General features: G+C 39.1%; 15 protein-coding genes and 1 pseudogene. 9 read left to right on the top strand and 7 right to left on the bottom strand.

Annotated elements, in window-relative coordinates:
- Positions 1 to 438 precede the first annotated feature (438 nt).
- From LREU_RS08195 to LREU_RS08185, 3 genes are all read left to right on the top strand, one after another.
- A complete protein-coding gene (locus LREU_RS08195) occupies positions 439 to 1,302 on the top strand; it encodes an efflux RND transporter permease subunit (RefSeq protein ID WP_003668917.1) in 864 nt (287 codons plus the stop codon).
- Positions 1,303 to 1,444: 142 nt separating this feature from the next.
- On the top strand, positions 1,445 to 2,752 hold the full coding sequence (locus LREU_RS08190) for a glycosyltransferase family 2 protein (RefSeq protein WP_003668913.1): 1,308 nt from the start codon (positions 1,445 to 1,447) through the stop codon (positions 2,750 to 2,752).
- 14 nt (positions 2,753 to 2,766) lie between these two features.
- Positions 2,767 to 3,906, top strand: coding sequence for a glycosyl hydrolase family 8 (locus tag LREU_RS08185; RefSeq protein ID WP_003668911.1), 1,140 nt, complete (start codon positions 2,767 to 2,769; stop codon positions 3,904 to 3,906).
- On the opposite strand, the gene LREU_RS08180 is transcribed toward LREU_RS08185, so the two are convergent.
- Both LREU_RS08180 and LREU_RS08175 read right to left on the bottom strand, forming a co-directional pair.
- Positions 3,903 to 4,664, bottom strand: coding sequence for an NADPH-dependent oxidoreductase (locus tag LREU_RS08180; protein ID WP_003668909.1), 762 nt, complete (start codon positions 4,662 to 4,664; stop codon positions 3,903 to 3,905). The genes LREU_RS08185 and LREU_RS08180 overlap by 4 nt on opposite strands.
- Positions 4,665 to 4,741: 77 nt before the next feature.
- Entirely contained in the window at positions 4,742 to 6,514 is a 1,773-nt protein-coding gene (locus LREU_RS08175) for an oleate hydratase (protein ID WP_003668907.1), read from the bottom strand.
- 154 nt (positions 6,515 to 6,668) lie between these two features.
- On the opposite strand from LREU_RS08175, the gene LREU_RS08170 reads away from it, so the two are divergent.
- The 3 genes from LREU_RS08170 to LREU_RS08160 are packed head-to-tail and all read left to right on the top strand — an operon-like array spanning position 6,669 to position 9,236.
- The gene (locus tag LREU_RS08170) at positions 6,669 to 8,012 is read left to right on the top strand and encodes a TrkH family potassium uptake protein (protein WP_003668905.1); all 1,344 of its coding nucleotides are present in this window, start codon (positions 6,669 to 6,671) and stop codon (positions 8,010 to 8,012) included.
- Positions 8,005 to 8,673, top strand: coding sequence for a potassium channel family protein (locus LREU_RS08165; protein WP_003664702.1), 669 nt, complete (start codon positions 8,005 to 8,007; stop codon positions 8,671 to 8,673). The genes LREU_RS08170 and LREU_RS08165 overlap by 8 nt, the downstream gene beginning before the upstream one ends.
- 17 nt (positions 8,674 to 8,690) lie before the next feature.
- On the top strand, positions 8,691 to 9,236 hold the full coding sequence (locus LREU_RS08160; protein ID WP_003668903.1) for a class I SAM-dependent methyltransferase: 546 nt from the start codon (positions 8,691 to 8,693) through the stop codon (positions 9,234 to 9,236).
- A gap of 266 nt (positions 9,237 to 9,502) precedes the next feature.
- On the opposite strand, the gene LREU_RS08155 is transcribed toward LREU_RS08160, so the two are convergent.
- Positions 9,503 to 10,807 carry an Nramp family divalent metal transporter gene (locus LREU_RS08155; RefSeq protein ID WP_003668901.1) on the bottom strand — a complete coding sequence of 435 codons (1,305 nt, stop codon included), beginning with the start codon at positions 10,805 to 10,807 and terminating at the stop codon, positions 9,503 to 9,505.
- A gap of 2 nt (positions 10,808 to 10,809) precedes the next feature.
- The gene (hemH, locus tag LREU_RS08150) at positions 10,810 to 11,742 is read right to left on the bottom strand and encodes a ferrochelatase (RefSeq protein WP_003668899.1); all 933 of its coding nucleotides are present in this window, start codon (positions 11,740 to 11,742) and stop codon (positions 10,810 to 10,812) included.
- A gap of 449 nt (positions 11,743 to 12,191) precedes the next feature.
- Here hemH and LREU_RS08145 point away from each other — a divergent pair, with 449 nt between their 5' ends.
- Together LREU_RS08145 and LREU_RS08140 are read left to right on the top strand one after the other, a co-directional pair.
- Positions 12,192 to 13,106, top strand: a complete 915-nt coding sequence (locus tag LREU_RS08145; protein ID WP_003668897.1) for a PLP-dependent cysteine synthase family protein — start codon at positions 12,192 to 12,194, stop codon at positions 13,104 to 13,106.
- Positions 13,107 to 13,300: 194 nt separating this feature from the next.
- On the top strand, positions 13,301 to 13,840 hold the full coding sequence (locus LREU_RS08140; protein ID WP_003668895.1) for a flavodoxin family protein: 540 nt from the start codon (positions 13,301 to 13,303) through the stop codon (positions 13,838 to 13,840).
- Positions 13,841 to 13,923: 83 nt separating this feature from the next.
- Here the strand turns inward: LREU_RS08140 and LREU_RS08135 are convergent.
- A pseudogene (locus tag LREU_RS08135) lies at positions 13,924 to 14,952 on the bottom strand (YeiH family protein).
- 178 nt (positions 14,953 to 15,130) lie between these two features.
- Between LREU_RS08135 and LREU_RS08130 the strand changes: the two are divergent.
- A complete protein-coding gene (locus LREU_RS08130; RefSeq protein WP_003668890.1) occupies positions 15,131 to 15,847 on the top strand; it encodes an alpha/beta hydrolase in 717 nt (238 codons plus the stop codon).
- Positions 15,848 to 16,073: 226 nt separating this feature from the next.
- Here the strand turns inward: LREU_RS08130 and LREU_RS10560 are convergent, their stop codons facing one another.
- Complete coding sequence (locus LREU_RS10560) at positions 16,074 to 16,991, bottom strand: ATP-binding cassette domain-containing protein (RefSeq protein ID WP_003668889.1); 918 nt, start codon at positions 16,989 to 16,991, stop codon at positions 16,074 to 16,076.
- The gene (locus LREU_RS10555) at positions 16,991 to 17,542 is read right to left on the bottom strand and encodes an ATP-binding cassette domain-containing protein (protein WP_003668887.1); all 552 of its coding nucleotides are present in this window, start codon (positions 17,540 to 17,542) and stop codon (positions 16,991 to 16,993) included. The genes LREU_RS10560 and LREU_RS10555 overlap by 1 nt, the downstream gene beginning before the upstream one ends.
- Between the last annotated feature and the right edge of the window lie 249 nt (positions 17,543 to 17,791).

Below are 17,791 nucleotides of genomic sequence, written 5' to 3'. Positions count from 1 at the left end.
ATTTTCACAACAGGTGTGCTATAATACTTACAAACAAGAAATCCACTTGTTTTTTAAGTTAGATAAAAGACTCTTCATTGAAACAATGCATCCCTTTATCCAATTAACATCAGCAACATTATGTTTCATCGATGAGTTTACTAAGTTAAAAGCCTGATTTTTCCTGCAAAGTTAAATCAGGCTTTTTTGTTTACCTTAATTATTGTACTTTTGCTTATCAACGTACAAAAATAAAACATATCTAATATGAATGTCTATAAATTTAAATATAGAAAAGAGTAATTTTTTTCAAGGGAATTTACTTGTTATAAAATGATAAATTATTTTTACAAACAAAGCATAACTCCTTATTTACCAAACTTTTAAACTAGTGAAATCTAAAAAAGGTGTGCTAAGATATTAGTTGCTAATTTATAGGAAGAAAGGGAGAACATTCTTATGATTCGGCGACATGTTGTAGAATCAGGGCTTATTGCGCTTTGTGTAATATTGACTGCAATTGTGTTAATGATGTGGTGGGCATCCCAATACGCCCATTTTATTACGACGGCCATGATGATTATGATCATTTTGGGCTTAATGGTAGGGAGCTTAGTACCAAATATTATTTTAACCTGGCTTGCAATCGGCCTAACAACGATTGGTAGTGCCATTTTATTGCTAGGTTATGTGGTAATGGATAATTCAATCAAAATAATGCTACTGTTTGCCTTTCCAATTACCGCAAGTTTAGCTTACTTTAGTCGTTATATTATTGGGGAATGGGGATGGCTTGACCGTAATCGCGCAGAGATAGAAAGCTATGCGACCCACTATAATCAAATAGTAAAACTTCAGACGGCATATAATGCTAATAAGATTTATAAAAAGGAACTTCAATTCATTACTAAAGAACAAATTGCTGATTTGTGGATTGATGTTACAGCGATTCACTGGGTTCATAATCACCAAATACGGCAATTTCATCATAATGATTACAACTATGCTCTTCAGCAAATTGCGAAAGTCTTAAAACGGCGACGATTACCATCTGAAGCCTTGTACTATTTAGAAGATGGTACTTTTTTAATTTTGTCATATAATTTACCAGCTATTACATTTGCTTATCAGAACCAAAGCACGCGTGCAGGACTTGATGAATTACAAATTAATAGTTCAAAACCTCAGTTTAAATGGGGACATTTGAAGGTTGATGATATCAATGCGACTTCATTTAAGAATCTGAAAAGTGTAATGCGTCATATTGAAAGAGATATGGAAACAGACCTTGTCGTTGAGTACCTAAGAGGGGTTCAGAGATAATGGTAAGGATTTTCTTTTGGTTAGCGCTCGTGATTACCCTGATCTTTTTTGTTCAGGCATTAATATTTGCGGTTCTTCAGTGGGTGATTTATTTTCGCGTTGAACAGACAACACTAAATGTAAAAAGGGAAAGGAAAAAGCAATGACCGAGTTTGTAATGATTGTGACCCTGATCTCAATTTGGAGTTCGCTATTAATGTCATCTATTACATTAGGTGGGGCAGTTCACTTTTGGCTTGAGCATAGTAGAAAAATTGTGGATATTGTCCCATTAAAACGATATCCATTAATTACGATTGTTGTTCCCGCTCATAACGAAGCAGTAGTTATTGCGCAGACGACCCAAGCAATCCTTGAATTAAACTATCCAGCAGATAAGGTCGAATTATTAATCTTTGCGGATAATTGCAATGATCAAACTGCTCAACGGGCCCGAACAGTGTTACAGCTTCCAAAATATGAGAAAAGAAAAGCAAAGGTGATAGAACGTCATGGTAGCGGAGGGAAGGCCGGTGTCTTAAACGATGCCCTTAAAATGGCTCATGGTGAATATATTGGTGTTTACGATGCCGATGCAATGCCGGAAAAAAACGCCCTCTATTTCTTAGTACGAAAAATTCTCGAAAATCCAACACGGTACGTTGCAGCATTTGGCCGGAATAAGACACGCAACGCCGAACAAAACTTTTTAACGAAGTGCATTAATCAAGAAATTGTTGTTACCCAACGGATCCAGCACTGTGCAATTTGGCATTTATTTAAAATTGGCCGGATTCCAGGAACTAACTTTATCATTCAAAGTAAATATGTCCGTTCAATCGGGGGCTGGGCAAATGGAGCCTTAACAGAAGATACTGATATTTCATTTAAGATTATGCAAAGTGGAAAACTAATCGCGTTAGCTTATAATTCGGAAGCTTTTCAACAGGAACCAGAACGTCTGCATGATTATTATTATCAGCGCCTACGGTGGGCAAAGGGAAACTACCAAGTTGTCCTTAAAAATTTTAAGTATCTCTTTAGAAAGAGCAATTGGCGAGTAAAGTTAGAAACCTTTTATTATTCCTGTACTTTTTTCTGGTTTAATGCGGCAATTGTTCTTTCTGATGCAATCTTTTTAGCGAACGTAGGTTTTTGGATTGTTCATCTTTTCAATCCACAGGTAATGATTCCCTTTATATTCGGGGAAAGTAACATCCTAATCGCCCAACTTTTGCTTTTTAATTGGTTATTAATGATAATCTTGTATATTTTACAAATTACAACAGCAGCAGCTACGCAATTTGGGCAAGCGACGAATAAGCAAATCTGGTTAGCGCTTGCTTCATACTTTACCTATTCGCAATTATTTATAATTGTTTCGATTCATGCGGTAATCTCAGTTGCACTTGATCGACTATTACGGCGTGACGGGACAAAATGGGTAAAGACTAAGCGGTTTGCTGACTAATAAGGGGATTAGTTATGAAACGTCCAGTATATATTTGGCTTCTTACGCTCGTTGTTGCAGTTATTTATATTGCAACGCTCGCGTTTGTAAGAATAAAGAATCCTGAACATATTCAATACGAAGCTTATCGGCGGTGGCAGGAGACATATTTGGTCCGCAAAAATAATAAGCAAACGTATGTTAATACCAGCAACGACCAAAAACATCCTGTTGCATTATCGGAAGGACAAGGCTACGGGCTGCAAGTAGTATCTCGCGCTGCTGAAAAGGGCTGGGCAAGTGAAAATGACTTTGATAAGTTACTTAACTATTACCTTGCACATCGCGATTATGTTGGAAAACACCATGACCAGCTAACTTACTTAATGTCCTGGCGTCAGTCTTATAATAAAGAAGGTCAATGGGTTGATGATCATAATAGTGCGACTGATGGTGATCTTTACATTGCTGCGGCTCTTCACCGGGCTGCAAAAGTTTGGCCACAAAAAGCACCTTATTATCATAAGCTAGAGCAACAGATTGCCACTGATATTATGAAATATGAATATAACCCAACCACGCACATGTTAACAGTGGGTGATTGGGTTACGAAGGATTCTAAGTTTTATTATTTATTGCGAACTTCAGATGTAATGCCGACAGTTTTTGATCATTTATACGATTGTACTCACGATTCAAGGTGGCAGATGATCAAAAATAATATGCTTGACCGTCTGACTGCATTAAGTAAACAGCACCGAACAGGACTAGTACCTGACTTTGCCTGGGCTCGACCAGGGAGTACCAAGCCAGTGGGGCCGAATACGGTTGCTGGAAAATATGATGGAGACTATAGTGCGAATGCTTGTCGGGTTCCAATGATGTTGGCAAAAAGCAATGATCCACGAGCTCAGAAAGTCTTAAATAAAATGATGAGGTTCTTCAGTGAACAGTATTATATTACGGCTGGCTATTCATTAAACGGTCACCGATTGGTTAAATATCAATCAAATAGTTTCAGTGCGCCGATTTTTTATGCGGTTAGCTGCAATCGTAATGAAGGGTATGATAATCTGTTTGCTAGCCAGAAACACATTTTCAGTAAACCCTTAACAGAGAAAAATTATTATGATGCGACCTTAACGACATTAGCTGCTCTTGAGGGGATGAACTAATCAATTCCTTCATCAGTGCAAAGACCTTGTCGGTGTAACACCTTCATAATTTCATCGCGCTTGGTATAGTGGCGATCGAGTTTAGCCCCCGCAATCTGGTTGGTGAAGGAATCAATTCGTTGGTTGGCATCACGAAGGTCATAGTAGGTAGTAACTTCTTGATCATAATCGCTTAAGTCACTGAGCTTGATCTCTTTTGGATAGTCATTATCAAATGCGATAAATTTTAATGGCAGGCGGGGCTTTAGTTGAGGTTCTTGGTCAGGTATACCGATTTGTAAGCCTAAAACTGGGAAGGTCATTTTAGGGAGATTAAGGACTTCGATGATTTTTTGCGGCTCATTTTTGATTGAACCAAGGGGAACAACGCTGAGGCCCATACTCTCGGCAGCAGTAATCATGTTTTGGGCAGCCATGATTGCATCATCAAGGCCTTGGAAGAAAATATCAGCGGTATGTAAACGGCCATCATCCTTGCCCTTTTGCTGTCGTATTTGTTGGTTACGATAAAGGTCAACTAACAAAATGAACAGGTCACCGTTTGCACCGACATACGGTTGCTTACTAATTTCTCTGATTACGGCCCGTTTATCTGGATCGGTAATGTGCATAATTGACATTTGCTGCATAAACATACTGGTTGGCGTATGACTAGCAACAGAGTAAAGAGTATTCAATTGTTCTGTTGAAAGAGTTGTGGGCTTAAAGGCCCGAATTGTACGATGGTTTAATTGGTGCTTAATCGTTTCATTGGTCATAAAAAAGACTCCTTTATATTAAATTGAAGGGAGTGGGACAAAAGTAGAGATACCTAATGCCTCACTCCCCTAGTTTTTTAAAGTAAATGTTGTTCTTCCATTAATTCGCCAATCCAATTCTTCTTGATTTTCTTGAGCAGTGGTTTCTCAACAATCTTTGGAATTGGCAAGTCCATTTCTTCAAGCGGCTTTTTATCGTTCATATAGTACATTGCCCGCATTAATTCGCGAATATCATAGATCGAATTAAAGACTTCTGGTACCCCGCGATCAACGTTGAGGAGGCTATAAACAGCTTCCATTGCCGTCCGGACTGAATATTCAGTTGTAAAGACGGTATCCCGAGTTGGCGATTCGGCAAAGTTACCAATAAAGGCTAAGTTAGCGGACCCCTCAGGAATAACATCAGGACGATCGCCTTTTACCCGTGGCATAAAGTAGCTAGTAACGAATGGCATATAAACAGGGACGGTATTAACCGACTCTTCTTTTGCTAAATCGTCAATTAAAGCTTCTGGAACACCGAGATGGTAGAGCCATTCTTTAGTAATTTCTTCCCCAGTACAATCAACAATTCGTTTCTTGATGTAATTACCTTCTGTATCAGAATAGAGACCATAAATCCACACAATGGTTTCATTTGGCTTTTGACTCTTAAAATGAGGTTGCCGGTGGATGGTCCAACTCATCATCCAATTAGAATCAGTGACGGTGATAATTCCACCAGTGTTTACCTTTCCATCATGAAGGTCACGCTTAGTTAGTCGTTCAATGTATGGTTCAATTTGTGGATTCTTAACGGTCGCAGTTGCAGAAATGAACCAACTGCGGTTAGGAATGTTTTTACAAAAGACATCCGGGTGACCGAATGCTGGCGATTGTTTAGCAAGGTTTTCCCATAATTTCCAGCTGCCGCCAAGGGCTCGGGTTGGTTGTGCTACCTGGTGATGACTCCCATAATTTGAACTTTCCGTGATTGAACCATTAGTAACAAATACCAGATCATCGTCAGTTAAGTTGATGGCTTTATCTTCGCCGCCTTGCTTAAGAATAATCTTTTTAGCGTGCTTTTCACCATTCTTGGTATCAACCAGGACGTTTTGGACTTGGGTATCGTATTCAAACTTAACACCATGATCTTTAAGGTATGCAAGCAATGGTTTAGTCATTGATTCATACTGGTTGTACTTATTAAATTTAAGAGCAGTAAAGTCAGGCAAGCCGTCAATGTGGTGGATAAATCGCATTGCGTATCGCCGCATTTCTGCTAACGAATGCCACTTCTCAAAAGCAAACATGGTTGACCAATAAATCCAGAAGTTACTCTTGAAAAAGTCCTCAGAGAAGTAATCACCGATCGTTAAGTCGCCGAGCTGGTCTTCAGGTGTAAGGATCAGTTTCATCAATTCCTTAGTTGACTTACCGAGAAGGTATTTGCCGTCAGTTGGAACCTCATTGCCCCGTTTATAAGTTAAGCGACAATTTGAACTATTTGGATCATCCTTATCTAGCCAATAATATTCATCAAGATAAGATGCACCGGGGATTTCCAAGGATGGAATTGAACGATACATATCCCACATACATTCAAAGTGGTTTTCCATCTCACGGCCACCACGAGTGACAAAGCCAACATCGGGGCGATCTTGACCATCTAAGGAACCACCAGCGATTGGTAACTCTTCAAAAATATGGATGTTTTCGCCTGGCATTTGGGCGTCACGAATTAGGAAGACAGCCGCAGAAAGACCTGCTAAACCAGCGCCAACAATGTAAGCATGTTTTTTATCCACTCCTGCCGGCTTACGGGGACGAGCAAATGCTTCATAATTTCCGTTTGAATAGTACATAAAAGGATCTCCTTTCAGGAAAAGCAATCGGGTAATCTACAGTTATATTGTAGCGCTTTCTCGAGATGATTTCCCGGGAAATAAAATAATGGTTTAGAATTTAACAAAAACGCTTATAATTAGTTGAGTAATATTGATATGAGGAAGGATAAAAGTGATTGAAATAAATAAACATAAATATACATTTCCCAAAATTCTTACATTTGGGTTCTTAATTGTTATTTTTATGGGAACAATTTTACTCTCCTTGCCGTTTGCAACACGACCAGGAGAAACGACAAATTTTATGACTGCTTTCTTCACTTCAACGAGTGCAACCTGCGTAACTGGATTAACTCTTGTTAGTACAGCTCATCACTGGACATTATTTGGCCAGATTGTGATTGCAATCTTGATGGAAGTGGGAGGCTTAGGTTTTATGACGTTTGCAGTCATGATGTCGTTACTGATCCGGCAACGAATGCGAATGTCAACACGATTATTAACTCAAGAAGCCCTTAATCTTGACCACTTATCCCAATTGAACGTGGTTTACCTTATTATTCGGCTTTCATTACTTATCCAATTAGCGGGTGGAATATTTTTATTTTTTGACTTTTATCCGTGTTACGGACTCGGTAAGGGAATATGGTTTAGTATTTTTCATTCAATCTCAGCCTTTTGTAATGCCGGCTTTGACTTGTTTGATAATAGTATGGCAAATTATGCTAATGACCCTTATATGCTATGTGTGCTTGCTGTTTTGATTGTTGCCGGATCATTAGGATTTTTAGTATGGAAAGATATTCTCAATTATCCTAAATATCACCGGCTATCCTTGCATACGCAGTTAGCGTTACGTACTGGAGCAGTTTTATTCGTTGTTTCTGTGGTTGTTTACTTTATTACCGAGAAAAACTTAGCACAATTAAGTGATAAGTTAAGTTTTTCCAACCGTATTCTCAATACTATTTTTATGGCAATCACGCCACGAACTGCCGGTTTAATTACTTTTCCTTATACTGATTTAAGTGCTGCCGGCCTCGCGTTTACGGTTATTTTGATGTTTATCGGAGGAACGCCGGGGTCAACTGCTGGTGGGGTTAAAACCACAACAATCGGTCTATTAACGATTCAGAGTTTTGCAACTTTGCGTGGACAGCGAGACACGACATTTGCTCATCGCCGGTTTACCCAAGAAAATATTTATCGTGCTTTGACATTACTGTTTGTTGCTTTATTTATTTTGCTTGTATCAATTTTGGTGCTTGTTGAAACACAGGATTTGCCAAAACATGATTCGTTGGCGTATGTTACTTTTGAGGCAGTGGCAGCCTTTGGGACAACTGGAATATCGTTGGGAATTACAACCCACCTTAATTTATTAGGTCAATTTATTATAATGTTTTTAATGTTTGTGGGCCGGGTAGGAATTTATACTGTAATGTTCTCAATCCTAAATGCAAGTACAGCAGCGAAGAATTATCGTTATCCAGAGGAGAGTGTGTTAATTGGCTAAAAAAGAAAGTTATGCTGTTATTGGAATTGGACAATTTGGGGCCTCAATATGTGAAGCTTTAGTTCAAGCAGGCCAAGAAGTATTGGCGATTGATTCTAGTGAAGAAGTGGTAAATGAATTTGCGGGGTCAGTTATGCGGGCGGTAATTGCGGATGCGCAAGATGAGGATGCTCTGCGTGACCTTGATATCGGTAGTTTTGATCATGTGTATATTTCAATCGGAAAAAATGTTGAAGCAAGTATCATGGCCACGCTAATCGCTAAAGAACTTGGGGCGCCAGATGTAATCTGTCGGGCTGAAAATGTTAATCATGCGCGCGTTTTGGAACGAATTGGTGCTGATATGGTTGTTCGTCCAGAGCATGATTTAGCTAAGCGACTTATTTTTCAACAACTAAACCCAAGCGTCGTCGATTATGTCACCTTAAGTAAGGAAATAACTTTGGCAGAAGTAAATATTAATAATCCCAAGTTCTTTAATAAGACCTTAGACGAACTGGATTTTCGTAATCGTTATAATGTCAATGTGATTATCATTGTTAGTAAAGATGATGAAGTTAATCAAATGCCGCAAGCTAATGATGTTATTCAACCGCACGATAAAATCACAGTTGTTGGGCAGTTAAAGGATATTCGGAAACTAAACGATATTGTTAGTTAAATAATGGGTGAAGAGAATTGATAGTCGTTATTGGGATCATAGTTGTTATAGTTGTTGGAATTATTGGATGGTTGATCTGGCAAAGGCAACAGGTCTGGAAAAAGATAAGTACTGATTTATCGATACGCGGGGATGTGCAAATCCTTGATATGAGCATTGGTAATGGAAAAACGTTTATTAACCTTGCCAAGCAATTGACTGCTCCCGGCAAAATTATGGGAATAGTTAAAAATGAAAAGCAAGCACAGCAAGCGAAAGGACTGATCAAAGAAGAGGCAGTAGCTGATCGCGCGAAAGTAGAATTGACTGATAACACTAATTTGCCTTTCACTGATCATCAGTTTGACTATGTTCTGATTAGTGATTTGCAGCAGGTGAAACCGGCAATTACGCAAGGACGTGTTTTGCAAGAGGCGATAAGGGTTCTCGCTTTTAAGGGAACCATAGTGATTACTGCTACTACTGTGCAACGTTATCGTCAACTACTGGAATATTATCGTTTTAAAGACATTAAAGTTAAACAAATAGGTGGACAGCGCGTGATGGTTGCGCGACGAAACTAAAATAAAGAAGCAGGGTTTGAACATAAATACCGTTCAGCCCTGCTTCTTTAATTCAGTTGTAAAATGAGATTGATAAAAGCGTCACACCAAAGATAAAATTTTTAATATCAAATTACTCTCCCAAAAGTAAATAGTGCCCAGTCTTTTATTGCATCAACAATTACAACAAAATTTATTATTATCTTACAATATTTGATTGCTTTTTTAAACACTGATAACTGAAAATAAGGGTATCTATCTATTGGGTTTATAATGATAAACAAAAATTATACCAATACCAGCAAGTTCAACCCAGTGACCAAACTAGCTAAAATATATCCAAGGACCGTTTGCCATCGTGAATTAACGTGTGGTCCCATCAGTTTCTTATTACCCGTCAAGGCAACAAGGGGATAGAGGGTAAATGGTAAGGCGATACTGAGGACGATTTGCGCATAAATGATGAGTTGCTCAAATTGTTCTTCTTTGAAATTAATCATGAAGCCGATAATTAGGATTGGCACAAGGGTTACAGCTCGAGTAAGGAGACGCCTTTTCCAGAGTGGAAGGCGAATATTGATAAATCCTTCCATGACAATTTGACCGGCCAAGGTACTAGTGATTGAAGAAATTAAACCAGTTACCAGTAGAGCGAAGGCAAAGAGCCAACTCATTAATGGACTAGCGAGGCTACCAACGATTTGGGGATTCTTTAGTCCGAAAAAGACATCCTCGAGACTACCGAGACTTGCTGCATGAAAGAAGAGGGTGCCACCAAGGATAAGCAGAAGGGCGTTGACGATGAAAGCCGCAAAAAGGTGAATTAATGAATCCCAATTAGCAAAACGGAGCGTTTCTTTGACTTGCTTTGGATCATGTTCATCGTAGCGTCGACTTTGCGCCAGGGAGGAATGAAGATAAATATTATGGGGCATAATTGTGGCCCCGACAATCCCTAAACTAATTAGCAACTCACTGTGATTAGTAAAAATTGTGGAACGAGGAACAAAACCGTCCATGATCGCGGAAAATTCAGGGTGGGCCCGACAGACTTCAATCGCAAAGATGGCGCCGACAACCAGAATAGCAGTTAAAACGATAAATTCAATTCGGCGGATCCCAAAATGAAGGAAAAATAAGACAACTAGCACGTCCGCAATTGTTAGCAGGACGCCGATAAGTAAGGGCAGCTTGAATAACATGTTTAAGGCGACAGCAGTTCCAACGACTCCGGTTAAGTCCGTTGCCATCATCGCTATTTCATTAAATAACCACAGGGCAATCCGCAGGGGAGTAGGTAAACGCCGCGCAATTGCTTGGGCGAGGTCGGTTCGGGTGGTAACGCCGAGTTTGATTGCTAAAGATTGCATATACATAGCGATTAAAATGGCAGTAAAAAGGACCACTAATAGCTGATAGCGATATTGGCTCCCACCGGCAAGCGACGTTAACCAATTACCTGGATCCATATAACCAACGGCGACTAAAGCACCGGGACCACTATAAGCGAGAAATTTCTGCCAAAATGCACTTTGATAGACATTTGGAACATCAACACTTCCATTGATTTCGTCTAAACTTTTTCGTTCCATTTTTATCCCTTTCGTTGCACAAGATCAGTAATAAACTGAGCAAATTCTGGTGAGTCATTGAGTGAAGGCACCATTACAAGGTTATTTCCGCCATTTTCACGAAAGACCTGATAGTTTTGCACTTGATCTTCTTCTAATGTTTCTAAACAGTCCGCCACAAATGATGGAGCGACGACTAACACATCACGATGTCCAAGTTGTGCCTCATTAAGTAGCGTGTTCCGGAGGTAAGGTTTTAACCATGGCATTGGGCCAAACTTAGATTGGTAAGCCATCTTAATTTGCTTTTCAGGAATGTCAAGACGTTTAATTAGTTCCGCGGTGGCCGCTTCTGTTTCATCGCGATAAGGATCACCGTGATTAACCATGGCAGTCGGAATTCCATGATACGAAATGAGTAATTTGTCATATTTTCCTCTATCCCATGCCGTTTGGATTTGCTTAGCCAATAAGTCTAAATAATCTTCTTCGGCCGAGAAACGATCAATTATTTTCGCTTCTGGATCAGCATCCTTTACCTTGTCAATAACCGTTTGAGTTGTACTTTTAGTAAAAAAAGGGAAGAGCGGCAAAACTGTAATATTTTGACATTCCTTTTTCATTCCGGTAATTGTGTCGCTAATTTTAGGCTTGCCATAGGTCATTGCCATTTTGACAACCCATTCCGGCATTAATCCCTGAACCTTAGCAACCAACCGTTCTGTGTAGACAATTAATGGGGATCCATCTTTTGTCCAGCAATTACGATAAAAAGTCGCTGATCGCCATGACCGAGTTGGAAGAATAATCCCACGAAGGAGTGGCTGCCATAATGCTGGGGGCATTTCAATAACATTCCGATCACTGAGAAATTCTTTCAAATAACGTTTAACGTCGGGAGTTGTTGGCGTATCGGGTGAACCGAGATTGACTAATAGTAGTCCATTCTTTTTCATAGGTATCGCTCCTGCTTTATAAAATAATTCTTTTTTATTTTACACCTGTCCATATAAATTTTCTTGACAACTTACTTTTAACTAGTTATTATTACTGTAATTTGAAATACGAGGAAATTACCAATGGAAAACAATTATTTTGTTAACGCAAATATTTGTTGTTGTGAATCGCGTCTTATGCGACTCACTTTTTGGTATACTCATTTTTAATTGAATTACTATCAAGTTGATAACACATAAGGCGAGGCTGAGAAAAAACTTTTGTTTTTTCAACAGCCTCGTTTTTTATAGGTATATTGTTACGATATCGTGGAAATTAACCACAAGGCTCGAGGCTAAGTTCGAACGATAATCAGCCCGTGCCGTGCTAATCACCGTTCTATCCTTAGCCCACCGCCTTGTCGAGGAGGTTAATTCCCACTTACTTTTCTGAGGAAGAAGGAACTATTATGTTAGTTGAAAATACTTATGATTTGATTGGTCACACCCCCTTAATGCACTTGCCGATGAAGACTCCGAATGACGTTAATATTTATGCTAAGCTCGAAATGTTTAACCCAGGTGGCAGTATCAAGGATCGTTTGGGGATGGCGCTAATCCAGCGAGGAATGGAAGAAGGAAAAATAAAAGATACAACGACAATCATCGAGCCAACTGCCGGAAATACAGGGATTGGAGTCGCTTTAGCAGCACTAAAATACCATTTACCAGTTAAATTAGTGGTACCAGAAAAGTTTAGTTTTGAAAAGCAAACATTAATGCGTGCGTTGGGAGCCGAAGTGATTAATACTCCGAGTGAAGAAGGGATCAAAGGAGCAATTGCGGCCGCCAAAGAATTAGCTGCTGAAATCGGAGATGCTTACGTGCCTTTACAATTCCAGAATCCAGCAAATCCTGATGTTTATCAACGCACCTTGGGACCGGAAATTTTAGCTGATCTTGCTAATAAACCGCTGGCGGCCTTTGTAGCTGGTGCAGGAAGTGGTGGCACTTTTGCGGGAATTCAAAAGGCGCTCCAAGATGCTTACCCAGAATTAAAAGGCTATATTGTTGAACCAGCCGGATCGATTTTAAATGGGGGTCCAGCCCATAGTCACCGTACAGAAGGAATTGGAGTGGAGTTTATTCCACCGTTTTTCAAGGACTTAGATTATACCGGGGTAAAAACAATCAGTGATGAGGATGCATTCTATTATGTTCGCTGGGTTGCTAAAAATCTCGGCCTCTTTATTGGTAGCTCTAGTGGGGCTGCGCTCGCGGCAAGTTTAGAAGTTGCTAAAGAATTGCCACACGGGGCTAATTTAGTCACGGTATTTCCTGATTCAAGCGAGCGCTACCTTAGTGAACATATTTATGAGGAATAGGCATGAATATCTTTCATTTCATTACGGATCGTTCATACATTAAAGAAGAACAAAAACGAGAGCGTGCTAAGTTAAATTGGTTAAAAATTTTTAGTTGGCCTCGTTAATTCATTTTAGTTATCTATTAATATTCAATGTTTCTATTTCTAATCTGGTCGAATTATCACTATAATTAAGTAAGAAAGGGCGGGATCATGATGAAGATTGTTGTATTAACAGGAAGTCCCCATCATCCAGGAACTTCTGAGCAATTAGCAGATGCCTTTGTTAAGGGCGCTACTGAAGCAGGAAATGAAGTTTATCGCTTTGATGCTGGACGCCGGACTGATGAATTTTCGATGATTGAATTGGAAGACAATCATCCCGGACAAGAAGTTGCGATTGAACCGAATGATGTTATTACTAATGAAGTAATGCCTAAGCTGTTAGCGGCAGACATGGTAGTCTTGGTTAGTTCGCTATATTATTATGGGATCAATGCAGCCCTAAAAGCAGTGATTGATCGTTTCTACAACTATAACCATGAACTTCATGGCGGAAAGAAAGCTATTACTTTAGTGAGTGGCTATGGTCAAGAAGATGCCTTTGCTTCACTTGACTTATATTTTAAGCAATTGCTTGAATATATGCGTTGGGATAAAGTAGGAGAAGTGCTTGCGGCTGATTCTTGGAATAATCAAAAATTGGCTAAACACGTTGAAGAAGCTTACCAGCTGGGAAAGAGAGTTAAATAGAAGAATATAAATAAAAAGCGTTAAATTGGAGGAAAGGCGATATGCCCTTTTAAAATAAATCCTCAATTTAACGCTTTTAATAATTAGAAGAATATTTTACTCATAATAATCATGAACACCAATAAACAGGTTGAGCTAATCGCAGCTGCGCCAAAAACGGCTCCTCCGCGTTTAAAAATAACTTTAAAGTTTACTGAAACACCTAATGCAGCCATTGCCATTCCTAAAAAGATATAGGCTGCTTGAACAAGTGCATCAAGAAAAGCTGGTGAGAATGGAAGAAAGGTTCCTAACACGCTAGTTAAAATAAAACCGCCAAGGAACCAAGGAATTGGTAATTTCTTTGGTTCTTTAGTATGTTCTTCTTCACTTTCAACTACAAGACGGTGTTAATACCAGTAACCAACAATTAAAGCGACTGGCGCCAAGAGAAGAACCCGTGAAAGTTTCATAATAAGGGCGTTATCTAAGCTTGCTTCACCGAAAGCACCTCCGGCAGCAACGGCATGAGCAATTTCATGCAATGAACCACCGGCAACAATTCCAAACTGTGGGTCAGTAAGCCCGATTAATGGTTTGATTCCAATTTCAACTAAAGTAAAGACTGTTCCCATTACACAAACAACAGCAACAGCTAATACTTCATTTTCTCGTTTGCGCTCCTCGTTGTCGGTTTCAATTTGTGGTGAAACCCCCATTACGGCAGCCGCTCCACAAATACCACAGCCGCAAGCAGAAAGGATAGCTAATTCATCTTCTGCACCAAACTTTCGACTAAGCCAATAAGTGAGGACAATCGTGCCGGTAACCCCAATAGCTGCAACCAAAATAGTCTTAACCCCTGCGGCCGCAAGTTTTTCTAGGTTTAAGCGGAAACCAAGAAGAATAATACCAAGCCGTAAAAATTTGTTAGAAATAAATCCGATGCCGCCTTGAGCCTCATTCCGCAAGCTAGCAGGAGTCAACTGCATGGCAATACCTAATAATAAAGCAATGACCAATGCTCCAATCAAGTTGACATAAGGTAGTTTTGCTAAAAGCACCCCAGCAACAGAACAAATTAAGGTCATAATGGCAGCAATCCAGAATGACCTAGTCTTCATAATACTCATTAGATTTTCTAACCCCCAAATAATAATTGATACCTTATCACTTTAACAAATGTATCATAATAAACAAGGGGAAATTTGTGAATTAATAACATTTTTTTACCTGTATCGTTTATCTCAGATTAAGGTTATACTATTCATTGTAATTTCGACATTTAAAAAATCAAAATGAGGTGAGAAAATGGAAATTAAAAGTGTTAACTTAGATCAACCATATTCGTCTCTAGATATTTATCATAGTAATACTGATAAAGCTTTGCCCGGTCTTGTTATTTTACCAGGAGGCAGTTATAACCAGATCATGGAGCGAGATTCTGAACGGGTGGCATTAACGTTTGCAACCCATGCATGGCAAACATTTGTTGTACGATATCCGGTAGTTGAGCATAAGAATTATGAAGAAGCCAAAATAGCGGTTCACCAAGCATTTGAATATATCGTCAACCATGCAGCTGAATTAGATGTTGACGCTGATCGGTTGGGGATTATTGGCTTTTCTGCAGGAGGCCAAATTGCCGCTGCATATAGTAATGAAAAACTAACACACGCTAGATTCGCCGCATTAGGATATCCTGTTATTCAACCCTTGATTGATGAACGTATGGGGGTTACAACAGAGAATGTAGCGAAATTAGTAAATCCGCAAACACCACCAACCTTTATGTGGGGATCGGCAAAAGATGAACTGACTCCCTTTGTTGATCACCTTCAAGTATATGCAGATGCGTTAATTAAGAATGATATTCCATATGAATTACATGAGTTTGGCACTGGGGGACATGGAATCGCGTTAGCTAACGAATATACTGGTATTGTTAATAATGATCGGGTAGATAATCATATGGGAAAGTGGTTCCCGCTATTTCTTGAGTGGTTAACTGAACTGAATTTAATTTAGCTAATGATTGTGAGTGGGAATTAACCTTCTCGACAAGGCGGTGGGCTAAGGATAGAACGGTGATTAGCACGGGCTGATTATTGTTCGGACTTAGCCTCGAGCCTTGCGGTTAATTTCCACGATATCTTGCTATTGTTCGTGAAAACAGTTAAGGCTGGGAGAAAAACAAATTTTCTCTCAGCTTTTTAACACTAACTTTGTAAAGTTGATTATTTCCCAGGAAATATTAAATTTCAATTTTCTTTGTAGCAATTTGCTTAATGAAATTTTGATCATGTTCAACAATTAGCATTGGTGATCGCTTTTCTTGAATTAACTGAATTAGTTGTTGCTGATTATAGGTATCAAGATAGTTTAGCGGTTCATCCCATAAATAAAGGTGAGCGGGTTCAGCTAATGACCGTGCTAGTTCAACCTTCTTTTGTTGTCCCATACTCATTTCTTCAATCGGAACATTAAAAGTAGCACGTTCCATTCCTAATTTACGAAGAAGGTTAAGAAATTGATCGTAGTTAATTTTAGAAGAAGATACAAAACTACGTAAACTTCCATGATTATCAGAATAATCTTGACGCACTGTGCTGATTTTAAGGGCACTGCTAAAAAGTATCTCTCCGCTTTGTTTACCACTGAATGTCCCGATGATTGCATTAATAATACTAGATTTTCCAGTACCATTATTCCCACAGAGCAGGACCTGGTCATTTTTTTCAATGGTTGTAGTGATATTAGAACAGGGTTGTTTAGTTGGATACGATAACGTTAGATCATTAATGCTTAACAATAGTTGATGATTAGTGGGGAGGACATTAATTGTTAGCGGAACAACGTTTTCAATCTCTTTTAAAAGTCCTTTTCGTTCCTCGATTGCGGTGTCTAAGCGTCCTTTCATTATGGTTGCTTTTTTCATCATTTTTGCAGCTTTGGCACCAATAAAGCCTTTATCCGCATGCGAATTATTCTTCTTTTCATTTTCTGCTTGTTGAGCCCATTGAGATTTTGCCTGACGTGTTTGCTTTAAATGACGAATATCTTTTAATAAATTTTCGTTTTTCTTGATGGCCGTAGAATCTCGTTGCTCCTTATGAACGAAATAATCACTGTAATTACCACGGGTTAAAACAAGCTGGTGTTGTTCAATCACTAATGAATGGTCAATGACTTTATCGAGAAAATCTCGGTCATGGCTAGTGATAATGAAGCCGTTTTTTTCGCTTTTAGATATTGAGCAATTTGTTTTCGACCATCCTGATCAAGGTGATTAGTCGGTTCGTCAAGCAGGGGGAAATATCCATCCTGGGCAAAAAGGGTTGCTAGCATCACATGTGTTTGTTCGCCACCACTAAGACTACTGAAAGGTTGCCATAGTAATTCTGTGGGAGTTGCCATCAAATTTAATTCTCGTTCGATTTGCCATTGCTCACCTTGATAGCCACTTCTCATAAGGACATTCAATGTGTAATCATTCGGTTCACGAATTACTAATGGATAATAGTTAAACTTAAGATTGGTTTGAATACTTCCTTGAAAGGAAAGTTGCTTTTGCAAGATTTTGAGTAGTGTGGTTTTGCCCCGACCGTTTCGTCCAAGAAGACCAAGTTTCCAATCGCTGCTAATATTAAGATCACAATGATTAAAAAGCGGTTCTTGTCCCGGATAAGCAAAAGTTAAATTATTTATCGTGATTGGTTCCATTAAAAAATCACCCTTTCGTTACTCGCAGAAAAGGTAACGAAAAAAAGCCCACCACTACAGGTAGACTTTTAAACTAATGGTATTGGCCCATTAGTTCTCATTTATTGATCAATCATTGAAAAATAATTCTACCCGTAGTATCTTTCTGCGTGAATCCACAGTTCCAGATACATTAAATTGTGTAGAATTAAAATTTCAATGGATGATCCCTCTTAAAATTTGCTACTAATAATATAGCAATTTGCCTTC

It is taken from the genome of Limosilactobacillus reuteri subsp. reuteri (assembly GCF_000016825.1).
GTDB classification, from domain to species: Bacteria; Bacillota; Bacilli; order Lactobacillales; family Lactobacillaceae; genus Limosilactobacillus; species Limosilactobacillus reuteri.
This window is presented reverse-complemented; position numbering and strand designations above follow the sequence as displayed.

What these genes read in the sequence shown, in the direction of transcription:
- hemH (WP_003668899.1), bottom strand. Translation starts at nt 11,742, where the DNA reads ATGAAAAAGAATGGACTACTATTAGTCAATCTCGGTTCACCCGATACG.
- LREU_RS08155 (WP_003668901.1), bottom strand. Translation starts at nt 10,807, where the DNA reads ATGGAACGAAAAAGTTTAGACGAAATCAATGGAAGTGTTGATGTTCCA.
- LREU_RS08175 (WP_003668907.1), bottom strand. Translation starts at nt 6,514, where the DNA reads ATGTACTATTCAAACGGAAATTATGAAGCATTTGCTCGTCCCCGTAAG.
- LREU_RS10555 (WP_003668887.1), bottom strand. Translation starts at nt 17,542, where the DNA reads ATGGAACCAATCACGATAAATAATTTAACTTTTGCTTATCCGGGACAA.
- LREU_RS08180 (WP_003668909.1), bottom strand. Translation starts at nt 4,664, where the DNA reads ATGACCAATGAAACGATTAAGCACCAATTAAACCATCGTACAATTCGG.
- LREU_RS08130 (WP_003668890.1), top strand. Translation starts at nt 15,131, where the DNA reads ATGGAAATTAAAAGTGTTAACTTAGATCAACCATATTCGTCTCTAGAT.
- LREU_RS08145 (WP_003668897.1), top strand. Translation starts at nt 12,192, where the DNA reads ATGTTAGTTGAAAATACTTATGATTTGATTGGTCACACCCCCTTAATG.
- LREU_RS08140 (WP_003668895.1), top strand. Translation starts at nt 13,301, where the DNA reads ATGATGAAGATTGTTGTATTAACAGGAAGTCCCCATCATCCAGGAACT.
- LREU_RS08185 (WP_003668911.1), top strand. Translation starts at nt 2,767, where the DNA reads ATGAAACGTCCAGTATATATTTGGCTTCTTACGCTCGTTGTTGCAGTT.
- LREU_RS08190 (WP_003668913.1), top strand. Translation starts at nt 1,445, where the DNA reads ATGACCGAGTTTGTAATGATTGTGACCCTGATCTCAATTTGGAGTTCG.
- LREU_RS08195 (WP_003668917.1), top strand. Translation starts at nt 439, where the DNA reads ATGATTCGGCGACATGTTGTAGAATCAGGGCTTATTGCGCTTTGTGTA.